Below are 19,327 nucleotides of genomic sequence, written 5' to 3'. Positions count from 1 at the left end.
ACAAAATATTAGATATTGCCAAATATATGAGTTACTAACAAAATTTTCCTATTACACTTAGTCCCTAGTTTTTCTTTTTGCGCTTGAACCAGTTATCAAATATCATTTATTGTGTTGTTTTCTAAAAATTTTTATAGGTTTGAGAGGAGGAGATAGATCGGATAAATTTAGAATAAAAAGAGAAAAATAAGGGCAAAGTTGCCCTTATAGTTATAAATGTATATTATGAGTGAAAGTGAAATTCCTCTGGATGATCTAGTGCGTATCTAAATTTATCCATATCGACTTTTTTATCCCAGATAGAAACTATCATGCAGCCAACGGCATTACCGCAGAGATTACCAACAGCACGCATTTCTGACATAAATTTATCGACGCCAAGTAGCACAGCCACGGTGACGACTGGTATGCCAGTGCTCGGAAGTGCGCTTAGTGTTCCAGCAAGGACGACAAAGCCTGATCCTGTCACGCCAACAGCGCCTTTGCTTGTGATCATTAGTACGATTAGTATACTTATTAGATGCTCAAAGCTTAGCGGGATGTTGAAAGCTTGAGCTAGGAAAATAACGCTTAAGCTCAGATAGATGTTTGTGCAGTCAAGGTTAAATGAGTAGCCAGTTGGGATGATAAGGCCAACAGCGCCTCTATTTATACCAGCTGATTCTAGCTTTTGCATAAGCGGCGCAAGAGCTGTTTCGCTCGAGCTTGTTGCAAAGACTACCAATACCTCTTTTGAAATAAAACGCATAAATTTAAAGACATTGATTTTTGCAAAATAGCAAATAACGCCAAGCACGACAAAGATAAAAAAGCAGCTTGCAAGTGCCATAACAACCAAAAGCTCCATCATGCCAAGAAGCGTTCCGATACCAAATTTGCCGATTAGATAAGCCATAGCTGAAAATGCAGCCACTGGGCTAAAGAGCATAAGCCAGCTAAGAAGTTTCAAGACATAGTGCTGGATAAATTCAAGTGGCTTTAGACAAGCTTGTTTTTTATCATGAGCTAGCAGCGAAAGCACGATGGCAACGATAATAGCCATGAAAAGTACTTGAAGTGTGTTTGATTTTATAAATGGATCAAGTATATGCACGTAAGGAAAAATGTCATCTACTGGCACAGCACCTCTTAAAAGATGAAGTGTATGTGCTACAAATCCGCTATTTGCGTCCATATTTGCAGCCTGAGATGTAAATTTAGCTACGCTTGAGGCATCAAGCTGAGTGTAGTCAAGATTCATGCCATGTCCTGGACGAAGTGTCTCGCCAAAGATGATACCAACAGCAAGCGCAAGTGTGCTAACTATCTCAAAATAGATAAATGCCTTTAATCCAATAGACCCAAGATCTTTTAGACTCTCAAGTCCAACGATGCCTGAAACGATCGTTAAAAAGATAATAGGGCCGATTAAAATTTTAAGTGCTTTTATAAAATAATCAATGCCTGGCTTGCTTGCTATACCAAGGTCAGGTGCGACCATGCCAACGATAACGCCACCAACAATACCGATCACAACCCAAAAGGCAAGATTGGTAAATAATCTTACAGCAAGATTTCCTTGCTTTTTAGTATTATTCATAAATTTCCCCTTTATAGGCTTTCTCTGATCTTAGCAGAGATGATCTTATCGCCTTGTCTTATAGCGTCAAGCACCTTTAGGCTCTCTTCATCAACGCATTTTCCAAAGACTGTATGCACGCCATCAAGATGAGGTTGCTTGCTATGACAGATGAAAAACTGCGATCCGCCAGTATCGCGTCCTGCATGAGCCATGCTAAGGCTACCGCGCTCGTGTTTTACGTTTTGTTTATCGCATTCGCATTTTATTCTCCAGCCAGGACCGCCCGTGCCCGTGCCATTTGGGCAGCCACCTTGGATTACGAAATTTGGTATAACTCTGTGAAAATTTAGACCATTATAAAAGCCTGATTTTATCAAATAGATAAAATTTGCGACAGCTTGTGGAGCTTCCTCGGCAAAAAGTTCAAGTCTGATCTCGCCTTTGTCTGTCTCTAAAACTGCAAATTTATCTTTTTTAAGCTCATCTAAATTTATATCATAAACTTTTAATTCATCAAAACGCATGTATATCCTTTTTATTCAATATTTGTATAAACTGCTTGAACGTCATCATCGTCTTCTAGCTTATCAAGAAGCCTTTCAACCTCAAGCATTTGCTCTTCGCTTAGATTCACAGTTTGATTTGGTAAGTATTGAAGTGAAGCTTTTTTAACCACTAAATTTAGCTTTTCGATACCTTCATGAAGTGTGCCAAAATTTGCATAATCACCGTATACAAATAGCGTCTCATCGTCGGCCTCGATATCGCTTAGACCATAATCTATCAGCTCAAGCTCGATCTCTTCGATGTCAGCACTTGGTTTTTCAAGCTCAAAAACGCTCTTTCTTGTAAACATAAAGCTAAGGCTGCCACTTGGCAAAATTTCTCCACCGTTTTTGCTAAATATCGCTTTAACATTGGCAACCGTTCTAGTTGGATTGTCAGTCGCACACTCAACGATGATCTGCACGCCGTGAGCTGCTTTGCCGTCATAAAAAATAGTCTTGATATCGGCGCTATCTTTGCCATTTGCTCTTTTTATAGCTGCGTCGATGTTGTCTTTTGGCATATTTTCAGCTTTTGCTGCTGCGATAGCTGCACGAAGTTTAGGGTTCATATCTGGATCACAACCACCATCTTTTGCGGCTACTGTTATAGCTTTTGCAAGTTTTGGAAATACCTTGCTCATCTTATCCCATCTAGCTTCTTTTGCCGCTCTTCGGTACTCAAATGCTCGTCCCATAAATATCCTTAAATAAATTTTTTACGGATTATAACTAAAAAAATTTTATACTTTTTTAAAACATTTTTAGTTTGCTAGCCAAAGCGCCTAACTTTGTAAATTTAAAAAAATATTTGGTAAAAATTTAAGCTAAAGGCATATAATCATGCCATGATAAAAAATGCTCAAAAACAAGATGCAAAAAGCTGCATAAAGCTACTAAATCTAGCAATGGAGGATATCGCCTACAAGCTAAGTGGCTACGATGATCCTATTAAAAGTGATGAAATTTTAGAAATTTTTTTCAAAAGTGAGACAAATAGACTAAGCTATAAAAATGTCTTTGTTTATAAAAATAACGAGGAAATTATCGCTGCTATGTGTGTATATTTTGGTGGCGACGCGGAGCAGCTTGATAGAGAAATTTCACAACATTTAAAGGCTCTTGGCAAAGATGCCAAGGTAGAAAAAGAGTGTTTTGACGATGAGTTTTATATAGATAGTATCGCTGTTGATGAAAACTTTAGAGGCCAAGGGCTTGCAAAAGAGCTCATAAGGCATTCATTTGTCAAGGCAAAAGAGCTAGGGCATAAAAAGGTTTCATTAATAGTAGATACAAATAAGCCAAAAGTTCGTAAATTTTACGAGAGTTTGGGTTTTAAATTTAATGTCAAGAAAATTGTAAATTTACATGAATACGACCATATGATAAAGGAGATAATATGAAAACATTTGAAGCAAACAATATCCACTGCCAAAACTGCGCAAACACTATAAAAAACGCACTTGAAGATGACTTTGGCAAGATAGAAGTTGATCTTAGCAAAGAGCCAAGACAAGTTAGTCTTGATATAAAAGATGGCGATGTTGAGAAATTTAAGTCTGAAATGGCTGATTTGGGATTTGACATAATAAAAGAGCTCTGATATGTCTTTAAAAGTCAAACTAAATATAGCAGGAATGAGCTGCGTAAACTGCTCAAATGCTATCGAGAAGGTTTCTAAAAAGATAGATGGAGTACTTGAAGCAAATGTAAATTTTGCAAACGCAAGCGGCGAGTTTATCCTAAAAGACGCTAGTGTGCGTGAAATTTTAGAGCAAAAGATAAAGAAGCTTGGCTACTTTGTAGCAACTGATATTGATGAGTTTGAAGCAAAAAGAAAAGCTCACATTAGAAATATTAGAAATAAATTTATATTTGCATTTATTGCAAGTATCGTAATAATGGCACTTGAGATGTTCGCGCCTCACAGCATGCTAGTAAATTTAGCTATGCTAGCTTTGGCATTTTTAGTTCTTATTTTTAGCGGCAAAGGCTTTTTTGCACACGCCATAGAGGCTGTAAAAAACAAAAATTACGATATGAACGTGCTTGTAGCTCTTGGAAGCGGCAGTGCGTTTTTATACTCGCTTTTTGTTGTGATCTTTTCAAATTTCATCCCAGATGATCTGAAAAATATCTATGTTTCAGGCGTAGCGATGATAATAGCTTTTGTGCTTCTTGGCAAGTATCTTGAAGAGCGTTCAAAGGCAAAAGCAGGGGATTATCTAAAGAGACTACTTAAAATTTCTCCAAAAACCGCATTTTTACTTATGCCAGATGGGAGAAGCAAAGAAGTACCAGTAAATGAGCTAAAAATAGGTGATATCGTCGTTGTAAAAAATGGCTACAATGTTCCATGTGACGGTGTGATAGTGCAAGGTGGAGCCGAAATCGATACTTCGATGCTAACGGGCGAGAGCCTGCCAGTTTATAAAGAGGTGGGCGACAATGTATTTGCAGGCACATTAAATACAAATGGCTACATAAGCGTCAAGATGGCAAAAAGCTCGTTTGAAAGCTTGTTGTCTCAAATTTTAAGCTTACTAAATGACGCTAGTACAAAAAAAATGCCAATAGGCAGGCTTGCTGATAAGATAGCAAATATCTTTGTGCCAAGCGTTGTAGCGATATCAGTGCTTACGTTTTTAGCTTGGATCGTTTTTGATGGAAATTTTGCCTATGCGATCTCTTGTGCGATCTGCGTTCTCATCATCTCATGCCCATGTGCTCTTGGACTTGCTACACCAATAGCAATAGTAAGCTCGCTTGCACGTGGTGCAAAAGCTGGAATTTTAGTAAAAAATCCAGAAGTTTTAGAGCTAATAAAAGATGCTAAATTTGTAGCATTTGACAAAACTGGCACACTTAGTAAAGGGCAAATTAGCGTCAAAAGCTCAAATTTAAGCGAGCAAGATTTAGTACTTATCGCTTCTGCTGAAAATTTAAGTGAGCATCTCATCTCAAAAGCTATCGTTAGATATGCAAAGCAAAAATGTATAGATTTACAAAAACTAAATGGCAAATTCCAAAATGTCGTCGGGCAAGGCATCGTCTATGAAGATGAGAATAATCAGATAATAATCGGAAACGAAAAGCTGCTTTTGGCAAATGAAGTTAGTTTAAATTTAGACGAAAGTAACGCTGTAAAAGATGCTACAAACGATGGAAGTGGCGTCATACTTTGTGCTATAAATAAAAAATTTGTTGGTTTTTTAACGCTTAGTGATGAGCTAAAAGACGAGGCAAGCGATGTTATAAACGAGCTTACAAGTCTAAATTTACAAAGTGTGATCCTTTCAGGCGATGATGAGAAGGTGGTTGTAAGTATCGCCAAGAAGCTAAATGTAAGCAAATATCACGCAAATATGTTGCCTGAAGATAAATTTAATGAGATAAAAGAGCTTGCAAGCCACGGTGGCGTTATCTTTGTTGGAGATGGCGTAAATGATTCACCATCACTTAAAGAAGCAAGTGTTGGCATCGCTATGAACTCAGGCTCAGATATAGCAAAAGGTGCTGGAGATATCGTGCTTGTTAAAAATGATTTGCGTGGCGTGACCGGGCTAGTTAGACTGGCAAATGCTACTATGGCAAACATAAAAGAAAATTTATTTTGGGCATTTATGTATAACGCGATTTGTATTCCAGTGGCTGCTGGCGTGCTTTACCCGGTCTTTGGGCTACTTTTAAGCCCGGTTTATGGCTCAATGGCAATGTGTCTTAGCTCTGTTACTGTCGTTTTAAATGCACTTAGACTTAGATATCTACGACTTAAGGATTAAAATTTGAAACTTGGAGAACTTTATAGTGTTGTAGCGGCTGCGCTTGCTGCAAATTTTAGTGGCATTTTAGACGTTTCATCTTTTATGCGTATCAAAAAGACAAATGCGTGGATAACGCAGACTAATAGCGAAGCAAATAAAAAAGGTAACGAGCTTTATGCCAAATTTATCAAAGATGAAAGTAGTGCTGCTTTATATGACGATTTTGTCATTTTAAAGTCAAAATTTGAGGCAAGCTACTATTTTTCTTCTGCAAAAGATGATCTAGTTCAATTTTATAAGGCTATAAATTTTCAGCCAAAAATGGGCGAGGTTGATAGTATCTCAAATCAGCTAATTTTAATAGCAAATATTTTAAAAAGTGAAGCATCTAAGGAGTCTATGAAGCTTCTTGCAGCTTTTAGTGTCTCATTTTTCTTGCCCTATGCTAAACAGCTTTCAAAAGATATACAAAAAGACGCAACTAGCAATTTTTATAAATCAATGGGATATTTTTTAGAAGATTTTTGCTTAGTTTTAGAAACTATTATTGGTAAGGCTTAGTTTTTAAGCCTGTGCCATTTCTATCATTTGAGTTTTAATGCTTAAAATGTTATTTTGAATGGCTGACTGCTCTAAATTTAAGTAATGAAGCATTTGCATAGAATTACGATCTTTTAGGCTTTGGATGCTTGAAATTTGATGTGAAATATCTAGCTTTTGATCTTGTAATTTTTCTAAGTCTTTTTGTAACTGTGTGGCACTCGCCTTATTAATAATTATAGGGGAAATTTTAGCATCTTCTCTTTGTTCTACATGTACTTCATTGCTTCTAACAATATTTTTCTTGTCATAGCCAGAAGATACTAACATGCTTGTTTTTGAGCTATTTGAAGAGATAGATGTATAGCCGTCATGATAGAAAATGTTTGAGTTCATATTCGCATCTATTTGCATATCATCTTTCCTCTTATAGATTATTTTTATTTTAAACTATTTCAATAGAAAATTAAAATAGTTTTTAAAAAGTTATATTTTGAATTATATTTCTATATCCTTAAAGATAAATTATATTTATAACTTTTTTGCAACTTTATAGTTAAAATACCCAGTTAAGTGCTATTTTGTTAAAATCACGCAAAACTAATTAAAGGTAAAGCTATGAAAAAAGATGAAAACGCACACAAAAAGATGTGGGAGGGTAGATTTAGCGAGGCTAGCTCAAAGTTACTTGAGGAATTTAACGCCTCTATAAATTTTGATAAAAATCTTTTTGAAGAAGATATCGCTGGAAGTAAGGCTCACGCAAAGATGCTTGGGGTTTGCGGAATTTTGAAAAAAGATGAGTCAGAGGCGATCATAAGGGGGCTTGATGAGGTTTTATCTGAGATAAGAGCAGGTAAATTTGAGTTTAAGCTAGAAGATGAAGATATACACATGGCAGTTGAGAAGCGCCTTAGCCAGATCATCGGCGCCGAGCTTGGAGGCAGACTGCACACAGCCAGAAGCAGAAACGACCAAGTTGCGCTTGATTTTAAATTTTACGTATTGAAGAAAAATTTAGAAATTTCTTCATGTATAAAAGAGCTCATTACCACGCTTACGAATTTGGCAAAAAACCACAAAGATACGCTAATGCCAGGCTACACACATCTTCAACACGCTCAGCCAGTAAGCCTTAGCTATCACTTGCTAGCATATGCATTTATGTTTAAAAGAGATTTTGAGCGTTTTGTTAGCTCATATGAGCGAAACAACCTAAGTCCGCTTGGCTCAGCAGCACTTGCAGGCACTCCTCATAAGATAGATAGAACTATCGTTGCAAGTGAGCTTGGCTTTGCAGGTTGCACGCAAAATGCGATGGATAGCGTGAGCGACCGTGATTTTGCGCTGGAAATTTTATTTAACATTAGCGTTTTTATGACGCACGCTTCTAGGCTTTGCGAGGAGCTCATACTTTGGAGCTCGCAAGAATTTGGCTTTGTAAGCATCAGTGACGCTTATAGCACGGGCAGCTCTATCATGCCACAGAAGAAAAACCCTGATGTAGCCGAACTCATACGCGGTAAAACTGGACGTGTAAATGGAAATTTAGTAGCGCTACTAACTACGATGAAGGGTCTGCCGCTTGCTTATAATAAAGATATGCAAGAAGATAAAGAGGGTGTGTTTGACAGCGTCTCAACCATTTTAAGCTCGGCTACCATCCTAAATGAGATGATAAAAACGGCTAAATTTAATGAAAAAAACATGTTAAAAGCGACAAAAACTGGACATCTAAGTGCCACTGATTTGGCGGATTATTTAGTGCGTGAAAAAAATATTCCATTTAGAACGGCGCATTTTATCACAGGCAAAGCTGTCGCAAAGGCTGAAAACTTGGGACTTGATTTAAGTGAATTAAACGAAGAGCAGCTAAAAAGTGTGGATGAAAATTTAGATGCAAATGCTATTAAATTTTTAGATCTTTACGCTTCAAAAGAGGCACGCACTTCAAAAGGCGGCACGGCAAATAAAAGCGTTGATGAGCAGATAGAAATTTTAGATTACTGGCTCTAAGAAAAAAGAGTTATAATTACGCAAAATCTACAAATTTTAAAGGATGAAAAATGTTTTTTGATGGCAAAAATAAAGAGCTTTCTAGTAAAAACGAAGCTTTAGAGAGAAAAAATGAAGCTTTAAAGGCTGAAATTTTAGCACTTAAAAATGAGCTAAAAAACGTTAAAACTTGTGAGCCAAAAGAACAAGCTAAGGATAAGCAAGAGGCTGTAAATTTATTGCTTTCAAGTTATCAAGATGGTATAAATTTCTTGCAATTAACAATGGAAGAAAACCTAAAAATGCTTGAAAGTATAAACGGATTAAATGAAAAGACTTTCAAAGAGACAGGCGAACTCAAGTCGCAAACGGCTGAAATTTTAAACTCGATCGAGCAAGTAAGTCAGATGAGTAATGACCTTTCAAATGACGCTTCTTCGCTTAATGGAAGCGTAAATTCGATTGCTGAGATTATAAATCTTATTAAAGATATCTCAGATCAGACAAATTTGCTAGCTCTAAATGCTGCTATTGAGGCGGCCCGTGCTGGTGAGCATGGACGAGGTTTTGCTGTCGTTGCAGATGAGGTTAGAAAGCTTGCTGAACGTACCCAAAAAGCGACACTTGAAGTAGAAGTAAATATAAATGGACTTAAGCAAAGTGCGAATACAATGATCGAAATGAGTGAGAATTTCTCAAAAATTTCTGCAAATGCTATGAAAATTTTAGGTGGATTTGAAGGAAATATCTCAAGCGTAAATGCAAATACGCAAAATATCCTAAATCAGGCTTTAAATGTTACAAATGAAGTCTATGTAAGCAATGGAAAAATCGATCATATAAATATGAAGCTAAATGGATATAGAGGCGTGCTTTTAAATGAATTTAATAAAATTCAAGATGTTCATGAGTGTAGATTTGGCAAATGGTATGAAAAAGATGTGAAAAATACTCTTGTAAAAGATGCCAAAATTCTCTCAAGTATCGCAGTTCATCATGAAAATGTTCATCATGGACTAGAAAAAGCGATGGTTATTTTTGCTGATAAAGACAAAGGAAATCTACCCGGCGTTGAAATATTAAAAGATGTTGAAAACTCAAGTAAAGTAGGTTTTGAAGAGTTGCTTGAAGCTATTAAGTCTGCAAGAAAATAAAATTTTAGACTCAGGCTTTGAGTCTAAAATTTAGAAGTTATTAAAATGTGCTTTGTGGATCAGCTACGCCTTCGCTCCAGCCAAGCTTAGCTCCGCCAAGCAGGTGAAAATGTAGATGCATAACTTCTTGACCGCCGTTTTCACCGCAGTTTGTTATAAGGCGGTATCCGCTCTTATCAACGCCCATTAAGGTCGCTACTTCTTGGATAAATTTTGTCATCTCTCCCATTAAACCTGGATCCATCTCTTGGAAATTTTTATAGTGTTTTTTTGGGATGATTAGGATGTGGATCGGTGCTTTTGGATTTATGTCGTTAAAAGCTAGAAATTTCTCGCTTTCAAGCACTTTGTTGCAAGGGATTTCACCAGCTACGATCTTTTCAAATATGGTCATTTTAGCTCCTTTGAAATTTTGTGAAATTATATCAAAGTGTGCTTAAATTTCGTGCTCTTTATCTTGATTTTAACTCTTTTTCTATAAAATCGACTCAAAAATTTATAAAGGTAAAAAATTGCAAGATTTCGTTAATAAAATCAAAAATGAAATTTCAACGCTTGACGATCTTGAGAAGGTTAGGGTAGAAATTTTTGGCAAAAAGGGCATCTTGGCGCAAGGTTTTGCAAAGCTAAAAGAGCTTGGTGAAGATGAGAAAAAGGAATTTGCAGCAAATTTAAACAAGCAAAGAGATGAACTTGGCGCGCTAATAGAAGCTAAAAAAACTGAGCTTAGCGAACAAGAGATAGATAACAAGATGAAAAAAGAAGCCGTTGATATCACGCTATTTAATGAGCCTGTTGCTAGTGGAGCGCTGCACCCTGTGATGGCCACGATGGATAAGATAATTGAATACTTTTTGGCTCTAAATTTCTCGCTCGAGACTGGACCACTGATAGAAGATGATTTTCACAATTTTGAAGCGCTAAATTTACCAAAATACCACCCAGCACGGGATATGCAAGATACATTTTACCTAGATGATTTTAGACTTTTAAGGACGCATACGAGCCCAGTTCAGGTGCGAACTATGCTAAATCAAAAGCCACCTATTCGCATGATAGCGCCAGGCACCGTCTTTAGACGTGATATGGATTTAACGCATACACCGATGTTTCACCAGGTTGAGGGCCTTGTTGTGGAAGATGCTGAGAAAGTTAGCTTTGCAAATTTAAAATCAATGTTAGAGGGCTTTTTAAAGCATATGTTTGGCGACGTTGAAGTACGTTTTCGCCCTAGCTTCTTCCCATTTACGGAGCCTAGCGCAGAGGTTGATATCAGTTGTATATTCTGCCACGGTAAGGGCTGCAGAGTATGCAAGCAGACTACTTGGCTTGAGGTACTTGGATGCGGAGTCGTTGATCCAAATGTATTTAAGGCGGTTGGCTATAAAAATGTAAGTGGATATGCCTTTGGCCTTGGCGTTGAGAGATTTGCGATGTTGCTTCATAGAGTGCCTGATCTAAGGTCGCTTTTTGAGGGAGATTTAAGATTGTTGGAGCAGTTTAAATGATAATTTCAAAGCATTGGTTAAACGAGTGGATCGACCTTAGCGATGTTAGTGGCGAGACACTTTCAAAGACATTAAATTCTATTGGGCTAGAGGTTGATAGTTATAAAGAGATAAATTTGCCAAAGAGTATCGTGGTTGGCTACATAAAAAGTAGAGAGAAGCACCCAGATGCCGATAAACTAAGCATTTGTCAAGTGGATGTTGGTGGAGAGACGCTTCAGATCGTGTGTGGGGCTAAAAATGTTGAAGCTGGCCAGTTTGTGCCAGTTGCACTTATTGGCACGACTATGCCAAATGGTCTTGAGATAAAAAAAGCAAAGCTAAGAGGTGTTGAGTCAAGTGGCATGATCTGCTCTTCAAGTGAGCTGGGACTTCCAAAGGTAAACGATGGAATTTTACCGCTTGATGAGAGCATTGGCAAGCTAAAACTTGGTACAAGTCTTAGCGAATTTGAGGTATTTAAAGATACGATAATCGAAGTTGATGTCACAGCAAACAGAGGCGATTGTCAAAATTTACATGGCATTGCAAGAGAAATTTGTGCAGCGCTTGATCTAAATATGAAAGATAGCCACGAAGACGATGAAAGCGAAAATTTACTAGGTATTGGCAGAATAGCTTCTGTGCGAGCAGAGGATAAAGTAAATGGGTCATTTTTGTATAAGGCTTTTGAGCTAAAAGAAGGACTATATGAAAATCTAATAACTCGCATGCGTCTAGCATTAATAGAGTGCCAAAAGACAAATTTAGTTGAGAGACTGCTTGAATACGCGACATTTTGCACGGGTGTTTTATTTAGGGCTTATGATCACGCTAAACTTGTAAGTGAAGGCGAAAAGGCTGTTTTTGATATAAAAAATGGCGAAAATGGCGAATGTGTCGTTTATTGCGAGGATAAAAATTTAGGCATTGCTGGAATTTACCAAAGTGACGTAGCAAGGGTAGATGAGAAGTCAAAAGTGATCCTAGTAGAAGCTAGCTATGTAAAGCCAGATGTAGTTTCAAAAGCTATTTTTGAAAATAAAAATTTACCAAAGGGTGATCAAATTTATCGCTCAAGTCGTGGTAGCGAGCCAAATTTAGCTTATGGAGCGGATTATTTATTTAAAAGACTTGCTAATTTTAAAGATACGCTAAATCTCTTTGCTGGCTCACAGCAGTCGCTTTTAAACACCGAGCCTATAACACTAAGCATCTCTCTTTTTGAGCTTAAAAATATGATCGGCCAAGATATTGCTAGAAATGACGTCGTTAAAATTTTAAAGAAACTTGGCTTTGAGATCGCAGTAAATGTTGAGCAGGAGAGCTTTAATGTAAAAGTGCCGTTATTTCGCCATGATATAGTAAATTCTCACGATGTTTGTGAGGAGATCGTAAGGATAGTAGGCATAGACAATATCGCCTCAAAACCACTAAATTTCTCTGAGAAAAATAGGCTAAATAAGACATATTTTGACTATAAAAATGCTTTAAATTTAAGGCGTAGAGCAGCTGATAATGGCTTTTTTGAAAGCGTGCACTATGTCTTTGATAGTGAGGAGGAGCTTAACGAGCTAAATTTTAAACCATGCAAAGTCAAGATACTAAATCCTATAAACAACGAGTTAAATACACTTAGGCCGACACTTGTTAATCACCTTCTAAGCTCAAGCGAGAAAAATATCAAAAACTCAAAACGCTCAGTTAGACTTTTTGAGCTTGGAGAAATTTTTGATGAAAATGCAAGCCAGGGCTTAAATTTAGGCTTTGTTGTGTCTGGACTTTTAAAAGAACCGACTCTGATAAACGGCGCAAAGGGCGAGGAGGCAAATTTCTATGCATTCGCATCTATGGTGCAAAATGTCATAGGTAAATTTGAGCTAAAACCTTGCCAGGGCATCTCATATCTTAGTCCATACGAACAAGCACACATCTATCAAAATGGCGAAAATATTGGCTATATCGGTAGAGTTGACGCAAGAGTTGAGGCAAAGAGAGATCTGCCAAGAACTTACGTCTGCGAGATTGATTTTGCGAAGCTTAAATTCGAACCAATTTTAGCAGTGCCTTACTCAAAATTCCAAAGCACAACAAGAGATCTTAGCCTCATCGTGCCTGAAAATTTCGAGGCTGGACGAATTTATGAGTGCATAAGAGAGCTAAACCTAAAAGAGCTAAAAGAGTTTTTGCCGGTTGATATCTATAAAGATGCGAAACTAAATGGCTCGATCAGCCTTAGCCTTAAATTTACATTCCAAGATATGGAAAAAACACTCGAGGATGATGATATAAACGCACTTATGGATAAAATTTTAAGCGAGCTAAAAGAGAAACTAAATATCGGAATAAGATGAGAATTTATCCATTAGAAAAAAGTCTAAATTTAACTATTGACGACATCGCAGCGGATAAGTCCATCTCGCATAGATGCGCGATTTTTTCGCTTTTAAGCGATAAACCATCTCGCATTAGAAACTATCTAAGAGCAGGCGATACGCTAAATACCTTAAAAATAGTCCAGCTTTTAGGCGCAAAAGTTGAGGACAATGGTTCTGAAATAACGATCATGCCGCCGCAAAAGATAAAAGAGCCAAATGAAATTTTAGAGTGTGGCAACTCAGGCACGGCGATGAGGCTTTTTATGGGGCTATTAGCCGCACAGGATGGCTTTTTCGTGCTAAGTGGCGATAGATATTTAAACTCACGTCCAATGGCTAGAATAGCAAAACCTCTAAATGATATGGGTGCAAAGATAGATGGTGCAAACAACGCAAACAATGCTCCGCTTTGCATAAGAGGGATGAAATTTGAAAGATTTAGTTTTGAAAGCAAGATTGCCTCAGCTCAGGTAAAAAGTGCGCTTTTATTAGCGGCTCTTTACTCAAATGGTTGCAAATTTAGTGAACCAGAGCTAAGCAGAGACCACACTGAGCGCATGCTTGCTGGTATGGGAGCTGATATAAAGCGTGACGGCCTAGAGATTACTCTAGAGTCTATGAAATCACCACTTGCACCACTTGATATAGACGTGCCAAATGACCCAAGCTCGGCATTTTTCTTTGCAGTCGCAGCTCTAATCATCCCAAATTCGCATATCATCTTAAAAAATATCTTATTAAATAAAACTCGCATCGAAGCTTACAGGGTTTTAGAAAAAATGGGCGCTGAGATAAAATTTCACAAAACCTCAAGTAAATACGAAGATATCGGCGATATCGAGGTCAAGTACTCACCAAATTTAAAAGGTGTAGAGGTTGGCGAAAATATCTCGTGGCTCATTGACGAAGCTCCAGCTTTAGCCATCGTATTTGCCTGCGCCAAAGGCCAAAGCAAGCTGACAAATGCTAAAGAGCTTCGCGTAAAAGAGAGTGATAGGATAGCCGTCACGATAAATGCGTTAAAGCAGTGCGGCGTTGATGCTAGCGAGCTTGAAGATGGATTTATCATAAATGGTTCAGAGGCTAAATTTGCCACGATAGATAGTCACGGGGATCACAGGATCGCGATGAGTTTTGCTGTGCTTGGACTAAAGTGTGGCATGCAGATAGAAAAGAGCGAATTTATCGCTACTTCGTTTCCAAATTTTGCTGAAATTTTAAAGAAAATGGGAGCTAGAGTTGAAGATTGAGCTTGCTAGTAGTTATGGATTTTGCTTTGGTGTAAAAAGGGCGATAAAGATTGCTGAAAATGCAGGAGATGCTGCGACCATTGGGCCACTCATCCATAATAACGAAGAGATAAACAGGCTTGAGAAAAACTACAATGTAAAAACACTTGAGGGCATAGATGAGCTAAAAGATGAAAAAAAAGCGATCATCCGCACTCATGGTATCACTAAAAATGACCTTGCAGAGTTAAAAAAGACAGATATAAAAGTGATCGACGCAACTTGCCCATTTGTGACAAAGCCACAACAAATTTGTGAAAAAATGAGTGAAGAGGGCTATGACGTGGTGATCTATGGCGACGAACACCACCCCGAGGTAAAGGGCGTGAAGTCATACGCCAAGGGCAACGTTTACGTCGTGCTTGAAGAGAGCGAGCTAGAGGGTATTAAATTTAAGCAAAAGGTCGCTCTTGTTAGCCAAACGACTAGAAAAGTTGAGAAATTTATGCAGATCGCAAACTATCTCATGCTCCATGTAAAAGAGGTGCGCGTTTTTAACACCATCTGCAACGCAACATTTGAAAACCAAGAGGCTGCTAAAAATTTAGCAAAAAGGGCTGATGTGATGATAATCATTGGCGGAAAAAACAGCTCAAATACAAAACAACTCTATCTAATATCTAAAAATTTCTGCGAAGATAGCTACCTGATAGAAAGTGAAGAAGAGCTTGAAAAGTCATGGTTTGATGGCAAAAATTTGTGTGGCATAAGTGCGGGTGCAAGTACGCCTGACTGGATCATACAAAAAGTCGTTGACAGAATCAAAAAAGTATAAAATTTATCCTAGCTAAAGCCACAATTAACTATAATAAGCCAATTTGCCTCTACTGGCATAATAAAATTTAAAGGATCAAGATGGCTGTGAACAAAAGTGTTCAATTAGGAAAAGCAAAAGACGAAGATATCGAAGATATCGATTTTGCTGCGATGTTAGAGGAGTCTTTTAAAAAGACTGAAGAAGATAGTGACGCAAAGATCGTCAGTATCAATGGCGATGAGGTTTTAATCGACGTTGGCAAGAAATCAGAGGGCATTTTAAATATTTCTGAGATCACTGATGCAAATGGCAACCTGACGCATAAAGTTGGCGATACGATCAAAGTTGTAATAACTGGATCAAGAAATGGAAGACTTATAGTGTCGCACAAAAAAGCACTTAGAAAAGAGAAAGTTAAAGCTTTCATCGAAGCTTACGATCCTGAAAATTCTGGCGAAATCGACGTAAAAGTAGTTGGAAAAAATAAAGGTGGCTTTATCACTCAAGATGTAAATGGGGTGGAATTTTTCTTACCAAAAACTCACAGTGGCTTTAAAAATGCTGAAGGAGTAATTGGTAAAACATATAAAGTAAGAGTTATAAAAATTGATAAAGAAGAAAATAGTATAGTTGTCTCTAGAAAGAAAATTTTAGATGACGACCGCAAAAAGCGTAAAGAAGCTCTATCAAGCATAGTAGAAAATGATAGCGTTATAGAGGGTACAGTTAAAAAAATCACAACTTATGGTATGTTTGTTGATGTTGGCGGCGTGGACGGACTTGTTCACTACAGCGAGATAAGCTATAAAGGCCCAGTAAACCCTAGCTCACTATATAAAGAAGGCGATAAAGTTTTAGTTAAAGTTATCAGCTATGACAACGAAAAACGCCACTTGTCTCTATCTATCAAGGCAGCTACTCCAGATCCTTGGGAAGAGATCATAAATGATGGACTAGAGGTTGGTGACACTATCAAAGTTACAGTTAGCAATATCGAGCCTTATGGCGCATTTGTTGATCTTGGAAATGATATTGAAGGATTTTTACATATATCTGAAATTTCATGGGACAAAAATATCAAAAATCCAAAAGATCACATCAATGAAGGTCAAGAGATTGATGTTGAGGTTATTGAGATAGATGCAAAAGGACACCGCTTAAGAGTAAGCCTTAAAAATTTACTTCCAAAGCCATTTGATGAGTTTAAGGCAAAATACAAAGAGGGCGACGTAGTAAAAGGCGTTGTGACAACTATCACAAATTTTGGTGCATTTGTTAGAGTAGGTTGCGTTGAGGGCTTATTGCACAATGAAGACGCATCTTGGGATAGAAACGATAAATGCAAAGACATCTTTAAAGCTGGTGACGAGCTTGAAGTAAAAATCATCAAAATCGATAGCGCTGAACAAAAAGTTTCACTCAGCCTAAAAGATCTAAAACAAAGTCCAGTTCAAGCATTCGCTGATAAATTTAATGTAGGCGATATCGTAAAAGGAACAATTCGCGATATTAAAGACTTTGGCGTGTTTGTAGAGCTTGGTAATAACGTTGATGCGCTGATCCGCAAAGAAGATCTAGGTAGTGTAGATGTTAGCACACTTAAGATCGGCGATGAGATCGAAGCAGCTATCGCATTTATCGATGAGAAGAAAAATAGAATTCGCCTTAGCATACGCCGTTTAGCAAAACAAAAAGAGCGTGAAGTGTTAAATGAGATCAATGATAACGATGATAAAGTAACACTCGGCGATATTATAAAAGAACAATTACTTTAGTTTAAATGGGCAGACGCGTACTTTTATTAGTAGTTGTCCTGCTATTTGTAATATTGGGTTTGGTTGGAATTTCTCTTGTTAAATTTGCAAGTGTAAATTTTAGCCAGATACATGAAGAAAATATCACAAATGAGCAAAATTTAACCAAAAATACAACCAGCAATATTAACTGGATGAGTGAGCTAGCAACTATTAGAAAAAGAGATTATGTGCTGCCTGTAAATGAAATTTTTATAGAATACAACCGACCCAAAATAGAAAAACCAAAGATTACTGCATATGAGCTTTTGATAGATAAAAATGATATCTATTCAATGTTTTGTTTGATGCAGACTTTAAGAAAAAGTGAGGTCGATTTTACTGTTGTAAAAGATGGTGCAAAAAGCCAGATATTTTTAAATACTCAAGACTCTAAACTTCTACAAAATATCATTTTAGAACTAAGAGTTTATGATATCCACTCAAGTGTGAGAGAGGTAAAATTATGAAAACTATCATTGTTTGCGATGCGATACATCCAGTAGGTTTTGAACTTTTAAAAAAAGAGCAAGATATAAACGTAATAGACGCAGTTAATACTCCCAAAGATGAACTTTTAAAAATTTTAGGCGAGGCTGATGTTGCTATAACAAGAAGCTCAACTGAAGTAAACGAGGCCTTTTTAAACGCTGGTAAAAAACTAAAAGCTATTGTTAGAGCTGGTGTTGGTGTAGATAATGTCGATATAGAAGGATGCTCAAGGCGTGGCATAATAGCTATGAACGTTCCAACTGCAAACACTATTGCTGCAGTTGAGCTAACAATGGCGCATATGCTAGCTTCAGCTAGATCTCTTGAATACGCTCATAATGATCTAAAGCTAGATAGAATTTGGAAGCGTGAGAAATGGTATGGGGTTGAACTTTTTAAGAAAAAGCTTGGCGTGATCGGCTTTGGAAATATTGGCTCGAGAGTAGCCGTTCGTGCAAAAGCTTTTGGTATGGAGATCATCGCTTATGATCCATATATTGATCCATCTAAAGTTATCGATATGGGCGGTACTTATACTAAAAATTTTGATGATATTTTAGCATGTGATTTTATCACGATACATACGCCAAAAACTAAAGAGACGACCAATATGATAGGCGCTAAAGAGATCGCAAAAATGAAAGATGGCGTAAGACTTATAAACTGCGCTAGAGGTGGTCTTTATAACGAAGAAGCGCTTTATGAAGGACTAAAAAGTGGCAAGATAGCATTTGCCGGTATTGATGTTTTTACAAAAGAACCAGCAACTGATCATCCACTTCTTGATCTAAACAATGTAAGTGTCACACCGCATCTTGGAGCAAATACGCTTGAATCACAGCGAAATATCGCAGTTGAGGCAGTCGAACAAGCTATTTTAGCAGCTCGCGGTATAAGCTATCCAAATGCGTTAAATTTACCTATAAAAACAGAAGATCTACCGCCATTTGTTGAGCCTTATATCGATCTTACAAGTAAGATGGCATTTCTTGCTGCACAGATAAATAAAAGCGTTATCAAGGCCATTCGTATCGAGACTCACGGTCAGATTAGCGAATATGCAAATTCAATGCTAACTTTTGCAATCGTAGGTGCTTTAAAAGAGAGTCTTGGTGATGCGATAAATTACGTAAATGCTAAATTTTTATGCGATGAAAAAGGAATAGTGACTGAAACTAGCCTTGGCGGAGATAGCATTTTTAAAAATAAAATCACAGTTCGCTTAACTACTGAAAATGGCATTGTAACCGTTGGTGGAACGGTATTTGGTGAAAATCAGCAACGCATCGTAACGATAAATGGTTTTAAGACTGACTTTAAACCAAAAGGTAAGATGATCATCTTTAAAAATCATGACGTGCCAGGCGTTATCGCTCAGATTAGTAAAATTTTAGCTGATGAAAAGATTAATATCGCAGACTTCCGCCTTGGTAGAGATGATCACAATATGGCACTTGCTGTCATCTTGGTTGATGAACATATAAAAGCAGAAACGTTAGAGAGGCTAAACGCACTTGAAGCTTGCGTTTGGGCTCAATACGCAGTTATATAAAATTTTGAAAGGATAAAAAA

The 19,327-nt window shown here is 37.4% G+C and carries 18 protein-coding genes and 1 pseudogene; 14 read left to right on the top strand and 5 right to left on the bottom strand.

Annotated features, from left to right (window positions below):
• Positions 1–223: 223 nt before the first annotated feature.
• From A3854_RS01275 to A3854_RS01265, 3 genes are read right to left on the bottom strand one after another with little or no spacing between them, the layout of a single operon-like run.
• Complete coding sequence (locus tag A3854_RS01275) at positions 224–1,579, bottom strand: cation:dicarboxylate symporter family transporter (RefSeq protein ID WP_084040983.1); 1,356 nt, start codon at positions 1,577–1,579, stop codon at positions 224–226.
• An 11-nt stretch (positions 1,580–1,590) separates the two neighbouring features.
• Positions 1,591–2,085 (bottom strand): peptidylprolyl isomerase, encoded by a 495-nt coding sequence (locus tag A3854_RS01270; RefSeq protein ID WP_084040982.1) that lies wholly within the window; start codon positions 2,083–2,085, stop codon positions 1,591–1,593.
• 11 nt (positions 2,086–2,096) lie between these two features.
• Complete coding sequence (locus tag A3854_RS01265) at positions 2,097–2,804, bottom strand: YebC/PmpR family DNA-binding transcriptional regulator (protein WP_021090734.1); 708 nt, start codon at positions 2,802–2,804, stop codon at positions 2,097–2,099.
• 150 nt (positions 2,805–2,954) lie between these two features.
• Between A3854_RS01265 and A3854_RS01260 the strand changes: the two genes are divergently transcribed.
• From A3854_RS01260 to A3854_RS01245, 4 genes are read left to right on the top strand one after another with little or no spacing between them, the layout of a single operon-like run.
• The gene (locus A3854_RS01260; protein ID WP_084040981.1) at positions 2,955–3,509 is read left to right on the top strand and encodes a GNAT family N-acetyltransferase; all 555 of its coding nucleotides are present in this window, start codon (positions 2,955–2,957) and stop codon (positions 3,507–3,509) included.
• Positions 3,506–3,709, top strand: a complete 204-nt coding sequence (locus tag A3854_RS01255; protein ID WP_084040980.1) for a heavy-metal-associated domain-containing protein — start codon at positions 3,506–3,508, stop codon at positions 3,707–3,709. Before A3854_RS01260 ends, A3854_RS01255 begins: the two co-directional genes overlap by 4 nt.
• A 1-nt stretch (position 3,710) precedes the next feature.
• On the top strand, positions 3,711–5,888 hold the full coding sequence (locus A3854_RS01250; RefSeq protein ID WP_084040979.1) for a heavy metal translocating P-type ATPase: 2,178 nt from the start codon (positions 3,711–3,713) through the stop codon (positions 5,886–5,888).
• Between the two features lie 3 nt (positions 5,889–5,891).
• Positions 5,892–6,431, top strand: coding sequence for an oxidoreductase (locus A3854_RS01245; protein ID WP_084040978.1), 540 nt, complete (start codon positions 5,892–5,894; stop codon positions 6,429–6,431).
• Positions 6,432–6,434: 3 nt separating this feature from the next.
• Here the strand turns inward: A3854_RS01245 and A3854_RS01240 are convergent, their stop codons facing one another.
• On the bottom strand, positions 6,435–6,824 hold the full coding sequence (locus tag A3854_RS01240; protein WP_084040977.1) for a hypothetical protein: 390 nt from the start codon (positions 6,822–6,824) through the stop codon (positions 6,435–6,437).
• A gap of 204 nt (positions 6,825–7,028) precedes the next feature.
• Here A3854_RS01240 and argH point away from each other — a divergent pair, with 204 nt between their 5' ends.
• The 3 genes and pseudogenes from argH to A3854_RS09965 all read left to right on the top strand — a co-directional run bounded on the left by argH (position 7,029) and on the right by A3854_RS09965 (position 9,559).
• Positions 7,029–8,426, top strand: a complete 1,398-nt coding sequence (gene argH / locus A3854_RS01235; RefSeq protein ID WP_084040976.1) for an argininosuccinate lyase — start codon at positions 7,029–7,031, stop codon at positions 8,424–8,426.
• A 461-nt stretch (positions 8,427–8,887) separates the two neighbouring features.
• A pseudogene (locus A3854_RS09970) lies at positions 8,888–9,166 on the top strand (methyl-accepting chemotaxis protein); the annotation flags it as partial.
• 84 nt (positions 9,167–9,250) lie between these two features.
• On the top strand, positions 9,251–9,559 hold the full coding sequence (locus A3854_RS09965; RefSeq protein ID WP_374057391.1) for a CZB domain-containing protein: 309 nt from the start codon (positions 9,251–9,253) through the stop codon (positions 9,557–9,559).
• A gap of 40 nt (positions 9,560–9,599) precedes the next feature.
• Here A3854_RS09965 and A3854_RS01225 read toward each other — a convergent pair whose 3' ends face one another.
• Complete coding sequence (locus A3854_RS01225) at positions 9,600–9,953, bottom strand: histidine triad nucleotide-binding protein (protein WP_084040974.1); 354 nt, start codon at positions 9,951–9,953, stop codon at positions 9,600–9,602.
• Positions 9,954–10,071: 118 nt separating this feature from the next.
• On the opposite strand from A3854_RS01225, the gene pheS reads away from it, so the two are divergent.
• The 7 genes from pheS to serA all read left to right on the top strand — a co-directional run bounded on the left by pheS (position 10,072) and on the right by serA (position 19,307).
• Positions 10,072–11,067, top strand: a complete 996-nt coding sequence (pheS, locus tag A3854_RS01220; RefSeq protein ID WP_084040973.1) for a phenylalanine--tRNA ligase subunit alpha — start codon at positions 10,072–10,074, stop codon at positions 11,065–11,067.
• Entirely contained in the window at positions 11,064–13,400 is a 2,337-nt protein-coding gene (gene pheT, locus A3854_RS01215) for a phenylalanine--tRNA ligase subunit beta (protein WP_084040972.1), read from the top strand. Before pheS ends, pheT begins: the two co-directional genes overlap by 4 nt.
• Positions 13,397–14,674: a 3-phosphoshikimate 1-carboxyvinyltransferase gene (aroA, locus tag A3854_RS01210; RefSeq protein ID WP_084040971.1), complete on the top strand. Its 1,278-nt coding sequence runs from the start codon at positions 13,397–13,399 to the stop codon at positions 14,672–14,674. Before pheT ends, aroA begins: the two co-directional genes overlap by 4 nt.
• Positions 14,664–15,488: a 4-hydroxy-3-methylbut-2-enyl diphosphate reductase gene (locus A3854_RS01205; RefSeq protein WP_084040970.1), complete on the top strand. Its 825-nt coding sequence runs from the start codon at positions 14,664–14,666 to the stop codon at positions 15,486–15,488. The genes aroA and A3854_RS01205 overlap by 11 nt, the downstream gene beginning before the upstream one ends.
• 80 nt (positions 15,489–15,568) lie before the next feature.
• On the top strand, positions 15,569–17,245 hold the full coding sequence (locus A3854_RS01200; protein ID WP_084040969.1) for a 30S ribosomal protein S1: 1,677 nt from the start codon (positions 15,569–15,571) through the stop codon (positions 17,243–17,245).
• A 59-nt stretch (positions 17,246–17,304) separates the two neighbouring features.
• A complete protein-coding gene (locus tag A3854_RS01195; RefSeq protein WP_257639231.1) occupies positions 17,305–17,733 on the top strand; it encodes a hypothetical protein in 429 nt (142 codons plus the stop codon).
• The gene (gene serA / locus A3854_RS01190) at positions 17,727–19,307 is read left to right on the top strand and encodes a phosphoglycerate dehydrogenase (RefSeq protein ID WP_223155256.1); all 1,581 of its coding nucleotides are present in this window, start codon (positions 17,727–17,729) and stop codon (positions 19,305–19,307) included. The genes A3854_RS01195 and serA overlap by 7 nt, the downstream gene beginning before the upstream one ends.
• Positions 19,308–19,327: the final 20 nt, after the last annotated feature.

This window comes from Campylobacter concisus, from assembly GCF_002092845.1.
Taxonomy (GTDB): Bacteria; Campylobacterota; Campylobacteria; order Campylobacterales; family Campylobacteraceae; genus Campylobacter_A; species Campylobacter_A concisus_AQ.
This window is presented reverse-complemented; position numbering and strand designations above follow the sequence as displayed.